The sequence below is a fragment of the Massilia cellulosiltytica genome (assembly GCF_047325105.1).
GTDB classification, from domain to species: Bacteria; Pseudomonadota; Gammaproteobacteria; order Burkholderiales; family Burkholderiaceae_D; genus Telluria; species Telluria orientalis.
Genome location: NZ_CP168562.1, coordinates 739,256 through 752,746 on the forward strand (window position 1 = coordinate 739,256; position 13,491 = coordinate 752,746).

The following is a 13,491-nucleotide window of genomic DNA, read 5'->3' on the forward strand; positions in this document are numbered from 1 at the left end:
GCGGGATGAAAAGGGAATTCTATGTTGTTTTTACAAGGAAATCTTGCGGTGCAGCATTGAGGTTTGATATATATCATTGACAAGATGACCAGCATGGTAATCTGATGAGGTCCCAACCATCAGGAGCCTCGCGCATGGATCTCGTTCTCCGCAACGCCACCCTGGCCGATGGCCGCACGGTCGACATCGCCATCGCGGGCGGCACCATCGCTGCCGTCGAGCCCGCCTTGCCGCAACGTGGCGCGCGCGAGATCGACGTTGGCGGCGACCTCGTGACGCCGCCGTTTGTCGACGCCCATTTCCACATGGACGCCACGCTCAGCTATGGCCTGCCGCGCGTGAACGAATCGGGCACTTTGCTGGAAGGCATTGCGCTGTGGGGCGAGCTGAAGCCGCAACTGGCGCAGGAGGCGCTCGTCGAACGGGCGTTGCAGTATTGCGACTGGGCCGTGGCGCGCGGCCTGCTGGCGATCCGCAGCCACGTCGACGTGTGCGACGACCGCCTGCTGGCCGTGGAAGCGCTGCTCGACGTCAAACGCCGCGTGGCACCTTACATCGATTTGCAACTCGTCGCGTTCCCTCAGGACGGCCTGCTGCGCAGCAAGACCGCATTCGACAATCTCAAGCGCGCCATCCGGATGGGCGTGGACGTCGTCGGCGGCATCCCGCATTTCGAACGGACAATGGCCGACGGCGCCGAGTCCGTGCGCGTGCTGTGCGAATTCGCGGCGGAGCAGGGGCTGATGGTCGACATGCATTGTGACGAAAGCGACGATCCCTTGTCGCGCCATATCGAGACCCTTGCCGCGGAGACGCTGCGCCTCGGCTTGCAGGGCAGGGTCGCCGGTTCGCACCTCACGTCGATGCATTCGATGGACAATTACTATGTGAGCAAGCTGCTGCCGCTGATGGCGGAATCCGGCGTCGCCGCGATCGCGAATCCCCTCATCAACATCACCCTGCAGGGCCGCCACGACACGTACCCGAAACGCCGGGGCATGACGCGTGTGCCGGAATTGCTGGCGGCCGGCGTGCCGGTGGCGTTCGGCCACGATTGCGTGATGGACCCGTGGTACGGCCTCGGTTCCGGCGACATGCTGGAAGTCGCGCATATGGGGCTGCACGTCGCGCAGATGACGGGCCAGGCCGCGATGCGACTGTGCTTCCAGGCCGTCACGGAGACCCCCGCGCGCATCCTTGGCCTGCAGGGCTATGGCATCGCGCCGGGCTGCCGCGCGGACCTCGTCTGGCTCGATGCGGGCGACCCCGTCGAGGCCATCCGCCTGCGCGCCGCGCGCCGGCTCGTGCTGCGTGCCGGCGAGGTGATCAGCGAGGCGCCGGCGGCGCGCGCGCGCCTGCGCCTGCCGGACCGTCCGGCGTCGATTGATTTCCGATTGGAACGATTGAAGCGGGCGGGGCAGTAACGGGCGGCACCAATTCTTTCCTACCTTTATTTAGCGGAAATTTTCTACGTCCCCTTACCGGATCGGCATCCGTGCAGCCGAATCCCAAGGTAGAATCTTGCGCTTTCGATACGTCCCAGCAGGTCACGCAGTGAAAGATATCCAGATTCGTCCAGCTACTGAAACTGATTTCAATGCTATGTGGACCATTTTCCAGGCGCACGCGGCCGAAGGCGAAACCTATGCCCAGGACGCGGGCACGAGTCGCGAAGACACCTACGATTACTGGTTCGCACCCGAGGCGTCGACCTATGTCGCGGTGCGCGGCGAGGAGCGGATCCTCGGGATGTACAAGCTGCAGCCGAACCACGTGGGACGCGGGGCGCACGTCGCCAATGCGTCGTACATGGTCAGTCCGAACGCGCAGGGCGTCGGCGTGGGTCATTTGCTCGGCGAGCACAGCATCGGCGAGGCGCGCCGCAAGGGCTACCTGGCGATGCAGTTCAACTTCGTCGTCAGCACGAACAATCCCGCGATCTACCTGTGGAAGCGGCTCGGCTTTTCCATCGTCGGCACCTTGCCGAAAGCGTACCGCCATCGCCGGCTCGGCTATGTCGATGCGTACGTGATGTACAAGCTGCTCGAAGACCCCGCGCGCTGGCCGCTGCCGGAAGAAGACTGATGCCGGTGGATATCCTCGCGACCCCGCGCCTGCGCCTGCGCACCGCCGACCGCGACGACGCCGACTTCTATCTCGCGCTCGTCAACGATCGCGGCTTCCTGGAGCATATCGGCGACCGCGGCATCCGCACGCGCGAGGACGCGATCCAGGCCCTGCTCGACGGCCCGATCGCGATGCAGGACGTGCGCGGCCATTCGCTGTACGTCGTCGAACTGAAGGACAGCGGCACGCCCATCGGCATGTGCGGCCTGATCAAGCGCGAGACGCTGGACGGCGTCGACATCGGCTATGCCTACCTGGCGCGTTACTGCGGCCGCGGCTATGCGTACGAGGCCGGCATGGCCGTGCTGGCGCTCGCGCCCGCGCTGGGCCTCAGGCGCGTGCTGGCCATCACGTCGCCCAACAACCTCGCGTCCAACGGCCTGCTGCGCAAGATGGGCATGCGGTACGAACGGTTCGTCCACCTCGTGCCGGGCGACGCCGGCAGCAATTTATACAGCATGGAATTCTGACGCCGGTCACTGCCGGGTCGAACCCCACGGGAAGAACCAGGTCAGCGGCTTGTCCACACGCGCGGCCCACGACGCCTCGTTGTGGCGCCCGCCCTCGGCCTTGTAGAACATCAGGTCGTCCGTTTCGCGATAGCCCTTGGCCAGCATGGCGTCGCGCATCTTCGTCGTGTCGTCCAGGCCGTCGTCGCGCGTGCCTGCGTCGAGGTAGAACTTCACGGGCACGCGGTCCGGCACCTTCGCCAGCAGCGCCCCGTTGTTCCACCAGAACGAGCTGGAGACGCCGCCCGCCTTCGAGAAGATGTCCGGATGGCGCTGCGCGATCAGCACCGAGGCGATGCCGCCCAGCGACGAGCCCATGATCGCCGTCGTGTCCTTGCCGGGCAAGGTGCGGTACGTGCGGTCGACGTACGGCTTCACCGTCTCGACGATGAACGCGTCGTAGGCATTCAGCTTGCCCCCGCCGTATTTCGGGTCGCAGCAGGGCGTGTATTCGGGGATGCGTTCCGGCGTGTTGTCGATGCCGACGACGATCACCTCGTCCATCACGCCCGTCGCCACGAGACGGTTGACCGTCTCGTCGATGCCCCATTCGACGCCGTACGACGCCGTCTTCGCATCGAACAGGTTCTGGCCGTCGTGCATGTACAGCACGGGGTAGCGCTTCGCCGCGTTCTCGCCGTAGCTGGGCGGGAGATAGATGCGCAGCGCGCGCTTGTTGTCCAGTTGCGGCGACGCGAAATCCTTCACGATCGTCACCTTGCCGAACGGCGGACCGAAGAACGGGTAGATGTCGACCGTGCTGCCCGCCGCCAGCTTGTACACGCCGCCGATCGACACCTTGTCCGCGCCCAGCGTGGGCTTCATCTGGATGTCGCCCAGCGCGTCCGGCCACGTGAACGTCCATACGTTCAGCGGGCCGCCTTCCGGCTTCGCGGGCACGCCCTGCGACCAGCCGGCGGCGCCCTTGTCGGCGCGGACCTGGATGGTGTCCTTGCCGGCCGCGTAGTGGATGCGCACGGTGGTGGCGTGGGCCTGCGCCAGCAGCATGGTCGCGGCGGCCGCGATTGCGATTCGTTTCATCATTTCGTTCCGTTGGTGCGCAGCAGCCGCACGCCGTAGACGTCGAAGCGGTTCGACGGGCCGTCGACGCCGCCGGCCGCGCTGAAGCTGCGGTTGCTGTCCAGATAACTCATGTTGTAGAAGTCGCTCATCTCGATCCGGTACGCGACGTTCGCCTTCAGGCGCGCCGCCAGCGGGGTCGAATACACGGTCGGCGTGTTCGCCTTCTCGATGCGCGCGTGCGGCAGTTGCACGACGCCTTGCGCGACGATGCGTCCCGACTCATCCTTGAGCGCCAGCCATTTTACGCCACCGCTGATGCCCAGGTTGATCTGGTTGGCGCCGTTGTGATAGCGGACCTGCACGGCGTAGTCGCCCGCCTGCGGAACGCGCACGTCGCGCACGTCGAGGCGGTCGGCCGGCCGGCCCCAGTTGGCGAGATGCGCTTCGGCGAAGCGCGCATTGCCCGGTGCGATGGCCACGCTGGCCTGCACACGCGGGTCGGTGGCGGCGATCGCCACGCTGGCGCCTGCGCAGCGCGGCACGCTGTGGTGGCTGCGGTTGCCGGACGACGTGTATTGCGCCTCGGCGGCGTAGCATGCTGCGGCGCTGTTTTCGCGGTCAGTCCATGTGCCGGCGTTGAGATTCGATGCGACCAGCTTGCCGTCGCGGTAGACGTTGTAGGTGATGCCCGTCTGCCGGTCGGCCGGCACGATCGTCACCGTCGTGGCCGCGCCTGCGCGCGCGACGCCATCGATACGCGGCTCGCGCGGACCGAACACGGTCGGCGTTTCCGCATACGGATCGGCGCTCACGCGGCGGATGGCCGTGGCGCCGTCGACCAGCTTGCCCAGCTGGACCTCGATGTCGCTGTGTGCATCCAGCGCGCTCCACGGAATGCTGCTGCCGGCCGGCTTGCCGTCGACGAGGATGCGCTCGACGGCGTAATAACCACTCGAACCGGCCGCCGGCACGGGCGGCAGCCGCAGCTTGACGTTGACGGCGCGTCCCTGCAAACGCAGGTTGTACAGCGCGATGCTGTCGCCGGCCGCGAACACGCCGCCGCGCAGCTTCGCCGTCACGAACGGCTTCACCTCGATGCCTTCACGTGTCGTGGAGACGCCGAACACGTCGCGGATCACCATGCCGAGATAGGCGCCGACGGACCACAGCTGGCGTTTCGAATTGATGACGGGGCCGATCAGGTTCGGATGCGCCTCGTCCAGCAGCAGCGGCTGGCCGGACAGCCACTCCAGGTTTTCCATGTTCGACATATTGAGTGCCGCGCCCCGCATCAGCGTGTCGTACGCGGCATCGGCTACCGCGACGTTGCGGCCCGCGATCGCGGCGCGCAGGCCGTACGCGGTGACGAACGGCCACATCGCGCGGTTGTGGTAGACCGGCAGGTCCTGCTGCTGCGGCCAGATGACGGGTGCGCCCATCGGGCCGTGCGGATAACTGGCCAGGATTTTCCGTGCGCGGGCGCCGTCCGCGACGCCGGTGACGATCGCGAGCGACTGTCCCAGCCAGTCGAACTTGTGCAGCGGCGCGCCGTCGAAGTGCGCGGCCGTGAGGCTGCTGTACATGCCGGCGTCGTCCAGCCACAGGTGCGTGTTGATTGCGCGCTTCAGGTCGCGCGCCCACCCCTCGTAGCGCGTGGCACGCGTTTTATCCCCCTGTTCACGGGCCAGTTGCGCGGCGAGCGTCAGCGCCTTGTAGTGGCCGACGTTGGTCGACAGCGCTTTGCTGCTGGCCATCGATGCCAGGTCGTCGGTGATCCATTTCGCGTACGTCTGGTCGCGCCAGTCGAGGAACGATTCCTCGCCCGTGTACAGGCCCGTCGTCTTGTCGAACGCGGCGATGCGGTCGTTCTCGATCGTGTTCGCCAGCGCCTGCAGCGCCTTCGTCGCGAACGCCGCGCGCTCGCCGGCCGGCAGCGTCTTGAGGACTTCTTCGGCCGCGAAGGCCCACGTGATGCGGTCCGTGCTGACGGGCCAGCTGCCGCCGCTGCCCGTGTCCTGCACGATCTGCAGGCCGTCGGGCGAGCCCGCGACCTGCGGCGCCTTCGGCACGCCGGCGCGCCAGCCGGACAGTTTGAATAGAAGCGAATTGCGCACGCGCTGCGGGTCGAGCATGGCGAGACCGAGATCGGCCGCATACGACAGGTCGCGCGTCCACACGTAATGCCACTTTTCGCCCGTCTCGAAGCAGTCGCACGGGATCGCGGCGCCGCCGTTGTAGTTCCCGTCGCGGATCTCCTTCACGGAATCCAGCTTCATCTCGTGGCCGGCCAGCGCGAACAGCGCGTCGAACGCGAGGTTGCCGCTGCGGACGACGGGCAGCGCCGCGTCCTCGTCGTACGTCGTCGCTTGCGGGCCCGGGTCGCGCAACTGCATCGTCGTCGAATGCGCATAGCTGCGCAGCGGCGCCTGCGGATCGCGCACGGAAAAGCGTGCCGATTCTTCCTTGCCGTCCCACGTGGGGAAGGTCAGGGTGGCCGTCGCGCCGGCGCCGACGTGCGGGTCCGTTGCCGCCGCGGACGCGGGCGTCTCGACCTGCGTCACCGTCAGCACGGGGCGCTTCGGATCCGACACGTCGACGCGGAAGCGGAACGTAGTCGTCTTCTTCGTGAACAGATAGTCTTCCGGGCCCGCTTCGGTCGCGAGCGGATAGGCGTCGCCCAGCTTGACGCTGACGCTGGCCGCCGGATTCGCGACCCATTCCGCGGCCCAGTCCTTGCTGCCGATCTTGAAGGCGTGGTTGCCGGGGCTGACGAGGATGTCGGCCTGATAAATCCCTTTGCCCTGATGGACCAGGACGTTGTCCGTGCCCCAGCCGTTGAAGGCGCCGCGCACGTAGATGTCGTAGCGCAGCGGCGGGGCTTCGGCCGCGATGGCGGCGACGGATTGGGCGAAGAGGGCGGCGGCGAGAACGGTGTGCTTGATCATGGCAGGATTCAGAGTTCGAGGATGACAACGGACTTCGCGGGCAGGCGGATTTCCTTGCCCAGGTCGAAACGCTTGCCGGTCAAGACGTCGGTCCCGGCCGCGACCCCGGACAGCATCTCATGGAAGCGCCCGGCGGGCAGCACGGCTTCCTTCCCGTTCGCATTGAACGCGACCATGATCTTTTTCTTGTCGCTCAGTTTCCCGTCATAGCGGAAGTAGACCCACGTATTGTTCTCCGGCCCGTACTGCATCAGCTTCCCGTCGTGCACGACGGCCGCGCCCTTGCGCCAGTTGACGAGCTTCTTCACGAACGCCTGCGCCTCGCGCTGGCGCGGCGTGAGGCCCGCGCCGGTGAAGGCGTCGACCTTGTCGCCGGCCCAGCCGCCGGGAAAGTCGCGGCGGTAGCTGCTGTCGTCGCGGCGGCCGACGGTGCTCGTCATCAGGATCTCGTCGCCCACGTAGAAATGCGGGATGCGGGGCATCGTCATGATGAACGCGAGGTCCATCTTCCAGCGCTCGATGTCTTCGCCGACGACGCTGTACAAACGCGCCATGTCGTGGTTCCCCTCGAACAGCACGAGGTTCGACGCGTCCGGATAGAGATAGTCCAGCGACAGCATCTCGTACACGTCGTTGAAGACGTTCTCGCTCTTTCCGTCGGCGAGGGCCGTGCGCATCGCCTCCGTCAGCGGGAAGTCCATCATGCTGGGCATCGACGTGGGAGCGCGCTGCCAGTGCGCGACGACGGGCGGCAGCTTGCTCCATTCCTCGCCCACCATGTTCAGGCGCGGATACTCGGCCAGCACGCGCTGCGTGTATTGCGCGAGGAAGGCGCCGTCCGAATAGCCGAACGTGTCGATGCGCAGGCCGGACAGGCCCGCATACTCGATCCACCAGATGCTGTTCTGGATGAGATAGTTGGCGACGAATGGGTTCGTCTGGTTCATGTCGGGCATGCCGGGGCTGAACCAGCCCGTCGTGAAGTTGCTCGCGTCTTCCTTCGCCGCGTACGGGTCCTGCACGGCCGTCCGGTGGTGCATCGTCGCGACGAAACGACCGTCGTTGTGGTTGATCCAGTCCGGCGTCGGCAAGTCCTTCATCCACCAGTGATTGAGGCCGATGTGCGACAGCACGACGTCCTGGATCACGCCGATGCCATGCTTCTTCGCTTCGTTCGACAGCCGCACGTAATCCTCGTTGCTGCCGTAGCGCGGGTCGATCCGGTAGTGGTCCGTGGCCGCGTAGCCGTGGTAGGACGCGGCCGGCATGTCGTTCTCGACGAGGGGCGTGGGCCACAGCTGCGTGAAGCCCATGCCCGCGATGTAGTCGAGGTGGTCGATGATGCCCTGGATGTCGCCGCCGTGGCGGCCGTGGCCGAGCTTGCGGTCGAGTTTATCCGCGAGCGCGGGCACGCTGTCGTTGCGCGTGTCGCCGTTGGCGAAGCGGTCCGGCATCAGCTGGTAGATCGCGTCGCCCTTGCCGAAGCCCTTGCGCTCCGCCGATCCGGATGCCCGCGCCAGCAGGGGGTAGATGTGGCGCGTCGGATGCGCGCCGCGGAAATCGATGGCGACGTCGCCCGGCTGCGCGTCCGGGGCGATGTCCAGGTCGATGAACAGGTAGTTGCGGTTGGCCACCCGCGTCACGGCCGCGATGCGCACGCCGGGGTAGGCGATGGCCGGTTCCAGGTCCGCGATGGCGGCGCCGTGCACCATCAATTGCAGGCGGCGGTCGTGCATGCCCGTCCACCAGAACGGCGGGTCCATGTGGTCGATGGGGGCCGGCGCGGATGCCGCGTGGACTCCGGCGCTCGTGAGGAAGAGGCTGCCGAGCAGCAGGGCGGCGAGGCGGGACGAAATGCGCATGGTGGTCTCCGGAGCGTAGTCGAACTACAGCGATTTACCCGAATTGTTGTCTAAGGGTAATGCGCTTATTACATTATTGCTCGGAGAATACTACAGACACTTGAGCGCAGCAACGCAACCTACCCGCCGAATCTCTAGTTTTGCTACACGTTTTTGCGCGCGACGGGCAAGTCTGAATGTGGGCAAATCCCAACATTCCGTAAAACTACTACGCAAGTTTGCGCCAAAATGGTGCAAAACACTCCTGAGTTGGTGTGCGGAAATCGTTTTGTAGCGTGACTACAATGTCTGCATGCTTATTTTGTAGCTCGAATACAACGAGAAAAGTCGTTTTTTAGTCAATTTGGCGTAAAACTCCTACATTCCCGTAATCGAAGGCAAGTCACGTTGACAGTGAATCTAGTTTTAATACAGAATCCTTGACAGAACGTACGTACTTATAAACGTTTGCTTTCTGGCTCCCGGAGCGGGCTCAAGCTGCCGTCGTCGGGAAAAACAATGAGATCTGATGATTTGAGGGGACAAATGAAGATTTTTAATGGCAAGCACGCGCGTAACATCAATGGCGCACTTGTGTTCAAGCTGAGCCCGGTTGCCGCCGGTTGCGCCGTGTTCCTGTCGGCGCTCGGCACCAACGTCTACGCCCAGGACGCCGCCGTCTCGCAAGCCGCCCAGGCGACGGACGCCAACGGCAACCCGGTCAGCACGGTGACCGTGACCGGTATCCGGCGCGGCATCGAGGCGGCCATCTCCATCAAGAAGAATTCCAACTCCATCGTCGAAGCGATCTCGGCGGAAGACATCGGCAAGCTGCCCGATGCCACCGTGGCCGAATCGATCTCGCGCCTGCCGGGCGTGACCGCGCAGCGCGACAAGTCGTCGGGCCGTGCTTCCGCGATCTCCGTCCGCGGCCTGTCGCCGGACTTCAACGGCACGCTGCTGAACGGCCGCGAGCAGGCGTCGGCGGGCGACAGCCGCGGCGTCAAGTTCGACCTGTACCCGGCCGAAATGCTGGGCACCATCACGATCTACAAATCGCCGGACGCCAGCCTGATGGGCCAGGGCATCGCCTCGACCATCGACCAGCGCACCGTGATGCCGCTGGACTTCGGCAAGCGCACCGTTGCCGTCGGCTACAAGGCCATGCGCTTCGGTGAGCACAACAACGGCCTGGGCACCGGTACCGGCTACCGCTCCACCCTGACCTACATCGACCAGTTCGCCAACCGCACGATCGGCGTGGCCCTGGGCGCCGTGAAGTTCAACGACACGGGCGCCGAGCAGTTCCAGGCCGACGGCTGGGGCGGCGGCGCGGGTTCGGCCACCTACAACGGCCAGGCCGTCAAGGTCCCGAACGGCTTCAAGACCGACGTCCAGCGCGACCCGCAGACCAACAAGGGCGTGATGGGCATCCTGCAGTTCCGCCCGAACAAGGACTTCGTCACCACCGTCGACCTGTTCCACTCGAAGAACACCGACAACACCAAGAAGACCGGCCTGGAAGGCTCCGTCTGCGGCAGCACCGGTTCGTACGACCCGAACGGCGTGCTGACCAACGCCACCATCGTCGACGGCGTGGCCACCTCGGGCACCTGCACGAACTTCAAGGGCGACGTCCGCAACCACATCGAAGCCGTCACCGACACGCTGAATTCGTGGGGCATCAACAGCCGCCTGCGCCGCGAAGGCTGGACCGTCACTGGCGACATCGCCGGTTCCAAGGTCACGCACGACTCGAACCGTTATGAAACGACGGCCGGCCAGCCGGGCGACGCGACGAACCTGTCCACCATCTCCTGGACCGGCTACAACGGCAAGGACAACCTGGCGCCGACCTACACGACGTCGCTGAACTACGCCGACCGCAGCCAGGTCGTCCTGACCGACCACGCCGGCTGGGGCGGCGGCCTGACCGGCAACCCGCAGGCCGGCTACGTCGCCGTGGGCACGACCACCGACGAGATCAAGTCGTACCGCCTGTCCGCGAAGCATGACATGGAGCTGGGTCCGCTGACGGCCGTCGAATTCGGCGTCAACCGCACCAACCGCAGCAAGGGCCGCGACCAGAACGAAGGCAACCTGGTCGTCGGTACCGGTCCGTACGGCTCGGCACCGGTGCCGGGTACGGACGTCATGGTGACGCCGCAGTCCGGCATCCCGGTCGTCGCGTGGAACCCGCTCGGTTCGCTCGGCACGGTCTACCAGCTGCTGCCGAAGGTCGACCAGCCGATCCAGACGGACAAGAACTGGGACGTGTCGGAGAAGGTCTCGACCGGGTACCTGATGGGTAACCTGGAAGGCGAGCTGTTCGGCCTGTCCTACCGCGGCAACATCGGCGCGCAGTACATCCACACGAACCAGAGCTCGACCGGTACCGTCGTCGACACGAGCAAGTGCGCCGGCGTCGCCGGCCAGGCTTGCCCGGCCTACGTCGTGAGGGGGCACCACTCGTACAACGACTTCCTGCCGAGCATGAACCTGGGCTTCGAGCTGCCGTACGACCAGATGCTCCGTGTCGGCCTGGGCAAGACGCTGTCGCGCACCAAGATGAGCGACCTGCGTCCGGGCGGCGGCGTGAGCCTGAACACGTCGTTCCACGACGGCCCGATCCTGTCGGGCAGCGCCGGTAATCCGAACCTGGAACCGTTCCGTGCGAAGGCGCTGGACCTGTCGTGGGAAAAGTACTTCACCGTCAACGGTGCCAAGGGCTATGTCGCCGTCGCCGGCTTCTACAAGAAGCTCGACACCTACGTGCTGACCGTGCCGAAGACCGTCGATTTCGCGACGAGCGGCCTGCTGAGCGCCAAGACCCCGCTGCCGGCGTCGGGTCCGAACGCCGGTTCGACCGTCGGTATCCTGAACACCCCGGTCAACGGCACGGGCGGCAACATCAAGGGTATCGAGCTGACCGCGTCGCTGCCGTTCGCCATGTTGTCGAAGTACCTGAGCGGCTTCGGCGTCGAGGTCAACCACTCGAGCACCCTGAGCTCGGTGAACCTGCTGACGACGGGCCTGACCGTGATCGACACCGGCGGCGTCGCGACGATCCCGCTGCCGGGCTTGTCGCGCCAGGTGACCAACCTGCGCCTGTACTACGAAGCGCATGGCTTCCGCGCGTCGATCGCCGCCAAGCACCGCAGCGACTTCCTGGGCGAGATCAGCGACTTCCAGGACAACAACCAGCTGACCTTCATCCGTGGCAACACGACGGTCGACGGCCAGCTGACGTACGAGTTCGGCGACAACACCATGCTGAAAGGCCTGTCGCTGACGGCCGCGGTGAACAACTGGACGAACTCGCCGTTCATCCGTTACGCCGCGAACCCGAGCGAGATCGCCGAGAAGATCACGTTCGGCCGTACGTACAGCCTGGGCGCGAGCTACAAGTTCTAATCCGTTATCCTGTCGACGTCGACAGTTAATTGGAACACCCCTGCCGGCCCTGGTCAGCAGGGGTGTTTTTTCATGATCGCGAGACCGAGCATGCAAGTACCTCATCTGAACACCATCGTCATCGTCGGCGGCGGCACCGCCGGCTGGATGACCGCCACCGCCCTGGCCACCGCGCTGCGCGGCCGCTACCGCATCCGCCTCGTCGAGTCCGACGAGATCGGCATCGTGGGCGTCGGCGAAGCCACCATCCCGATGATCCAGCGTTTCAATACCGTCGCCGGCATCGACGAAGCCGAGTTCCTGAAAGCCACCAACGGCACCTTCAAGCTCGGCGTCGAGTTCGTCAACTGGGGGCGCCTGGGCGACCGCTACACGCACGGCTTCGGGCGCCTGGGCCAGGACCTGTGGATGGTCGGCTTCGAGCAGTACTGGCACAAGATGCGCGCGCTGGGCCAGGCGCGCGACCTGGCCGATTACTCGATCACGCGCGCCGCCGCGCGCGCGAACAAGTTCATGCTGCCGCGCACGGACCTGGGCAATTCGCCGCTGGGCGAGATCACCTACGCCTACCACTTCGACGCCGGCCTGTATGCGCGCCACCTGCGCAAGCTGTCGGAAGCGCGCGGCGTGGAGCGCACCGAGGGAAAAATCGTGCGTGTGACGCAGCGCGAGCACGACGGCCACGTGGACGCCGTCGTGATGGAAAACGGCGAGCGCATCGAGGGCGACCTGTTCATCGACTGCTCGGGCTTCCGCGGCCTCCTGATCGAGCAGACCCTGGAGGCGGGCTACGAGGACTGGAGCCATTGGCTGCCGTGCGACCGCGCCCTGGCCGTGCCGTGCGAATCCGTGCCCGCGCTCACGCCGTACACGCGCGCGACCGCCCACAAGTCGGGCTGGCAGTGGCGCATCCCGCTGCAGAACCGCATCGGCAACGGCCACGTCTACTGCAGCCGCTACATCAGCGACGACGAGGCGGCGCACGTGCTGCTGTCCAACCTGGACGGCAAGCCGCTCGCGGACCCGCGCCCGATCCGCTTCATGACGGGCATGCGCAAGAAGGCGTGGGACAAGAACGTGGTGGCGATCGGCCTGTCGAGCGGTTTCCTGGAGCCGATCGAATCGACGAGCATCCACATGATCCAGGACTCGATCCAGCGCCTGCTGGACTACTTCCCGGACCAGGGCTTCAGCGCGACGGACGTCGAGGCGTTCAACCGCCTGTCGCGCTTCCACTACGAGCGCATCCGCGACTTCATCATCCTGCACTACCACGCGAACCAGCGCGACGACGCCGCGTTCTGGCAGGAGTGCGCGCGCATGGAGATTCCGGCCACCCTGCGCGACAAGATCGACCTGTTCCGCACGCACGGCCGCCTGCGCCGCGTCGACAGCGAACTGTTCACGGAAGTCGGCTGGCTGCAGGTGCTCGTCGGGCAGAACATCCATCCGCAAGCGTATCACCCGCTGGTCGACGTGCAGTCGGAAGAGGGCATCCGGGACTACATGGAAGGCGTGGCGGACGTGATCCGGCAATGCGTCGATTTCATGCCCGATCATGCGGCGTTCATCGACGGGTATTGCAAGGCACCGAAGATATAAGCGTTTTCACCTGGAAATTTGTACCCGAAC

Annotated in this window: 8 protein-coding genes; 5 read left to right on the forward strand and 3 right to left on the reverse strand. The window is 65.5% G+C overall.

Annotated elements, in window-relative coordinates:
* The first annotated feature begins 134 nt into the window (after positions 1-134).
* The 3 genes from ACEN9H_RS03290 to ACEN9H_RS03300 all read left to right on the forward strand — a co-directional run bounded on the left by ACEN9H_RS03290 (position 135) and on the right by ACEN9H_RS03300 (position 2,597).
* Complete coding sequence (locus ACEN9H_RS03290) at positions 135-1,424, forward strand: amidohydrolase family protein (RefSeq protein ID WP_413673773.1); 1,290 nt, start codon at positions 135-137, stop codon at positions 1,422-1,424.
* Positions 1,425-1,602: 178 nt separating this feature from the next.
* Positions 1,603-2,085 (forward strand): N-acetyltransferase family protein, encoded by a 483-nt coding sequence (locus tag ACEN9H_RS03295; RefSeq protein ID WP_413673774.1) that lies wholly within the window; start codon positions 1,603-1,605, stop codon positions 2,083-2,085.
* Positions 2,085-2,597, forward strand: a complete 513-nt coding sequence (locus ACEN9H_RS03300; protein WP_413673775.1) for a GNAT family N-acetyltransferase — start codon at positions 2,085-2,087, stop codon at positions 2,595-2,597. Before ACEN9H_RS03295 ends, ACEN9H_RS03300 begins: the two co-directional genes overlap by 1 nt.
* Positions 2,598-2,603: 6 nt before the next feature.
* Here the strand turns inward: ACEN9H_RS03300 and ACEN9H_RS03305 are convergent, their stop codons facing one another.
* Genes ACEN9H_RS03305 through ACEN9H_RS03315 form a run of 3 tightly spaced genes read right to left on the reverse strand, consistent with a single transcriptional unit; the run spans position 2,604 to position 8,466 of the window.
* Positions 2,604-3,677, reverse strand: a complete 1,074-nt coding sequence (locus ACEN9H_RS03305) for an alpha/beta hydrolase (RefSeq protein ID WP_413673776.1) — start codon at positions 3,675-3,677, stop codon at positions 2,604-2,606.
* A complete protein-coding gene (locus ACEN9H_RS03310) occupies positions 3,677-6,604 on the reverse strand; it encodes an MGH1-like glycoside hydrolase domain-containing protein (protein ID WP_413673777.1) in 2,928 nt (975 codons plus the stop codon). Before ACEN9H_RS03310 ends, ACEN9H_RS03305 begins: the two co-directional genes overlap by 1 nt.
* Before the next feature lie 8 nt (positions 6,605-6,612).
* Positions 6,613-8,466, reverse strand: a complete 1,854-nt coding sequence (locus ACEN9H_RS03315) for a glycoside hydrolase family 13 protein (RefSeq protein ID WP_413673778.1) — start codon at positions 8,464-8,466, stop codon at positions 6,613-6,615.
* Between the two features lie 525 nt (positions 8,467-8,991).
* Here ACEN9H_RS03315 and ACEN9H_RS03320 point away from each other — a divergent pair.
* Together ACEN9H_RS03320 and ACEN9H_RS03325 are read left to right on the forward strand one after the other, a co-directional pair.
* Positions 8,992-11,859: a TonB-dependent receptor gene (locus ACEN9H_RS03320; RefSeq protein WP_413673779.1), complete on the forward strand. Its 2,868-nt coding sequence runs from the start codon at positions 8,992-8,994 to the stop codon at positions 11,857-11,859.
* 90 nt (positions 11,860-11,949) lie between these two features.
* The gene (locus ACEN9H_RS03325) at positions 11,950-13,461 is read left to right on the forward strand and encodes a tryptophan halogenase family protein (RefSeq protein ID WP_413673780.1); all 1,512 of its coding nucleotides are present in this window, start codon (positions 11,950-11,952) and stop codon (positions 13,459-13,461) included.
* Positions 13,462-13,491 lie beyond the last annotated feature (30 nt).

Bases quoted from the DNA above. Each gene is read 5' to 3' on its own strand.
- ACEN9H_RS03325 (WP_413673780.1), top strand. From the start codon at position 11,950: ATGCAAGTACCTCATCTGAACACCATCGTCATCGTCGGCGGCGGCACC.
- ACEN9H_RS03290 (WP_413673773.1), top strand. From the start codon at position 135: ATGGATCTCGTTCTCCGCAACGCCACCCTGGCCGATGGCCGCACGGTC.
- ACEN9H_RS03295 (WP_413673774.1), top strand. From the start codon at position 1,603: ATGTGGACCATTTTCCAGGCGCACGCGGCCGAAGGCGAAACCTATGCC.
- ACEN9H_RS03300 (WP_413673775.1), top strand. From the start codon at position 2,085: ATGCCGGTGGATATCCTCGCGACCCCGCGCCTGCGCCTGCGCACCGCC.
- ACEN9H_RS03310 (WP_413673777.1), bottom strand. From the start codon at position 6,604: ATGATCAAGCACACCGTTCTCGCCGCCGCCCTCTTCGCCCAATCCGTC.
- ACEN9H_RS03305 (WP_413673776.1), bottom strand. From the start codon at position 3,677: ATGAAACGAATCGCAATCGCGGCCGCCGCGACCATGCTGCTGGCGCAG.
- ACEN9H_RS03315 (WP_413673778.1), bottom strand. From the start codon at position 8,466: ATGCGCATTTCGTCCCGCCTCGCCGCCCTGCTGCTCGGCAGCCTCTTC.
- ACEN9H_RS03320 (WP_413673779.1), top strand. From the start codon at position 8,992: ATGAAGATTTTTAATGGCAAGCACGCGCGTAACATCAATGGCGCACTT.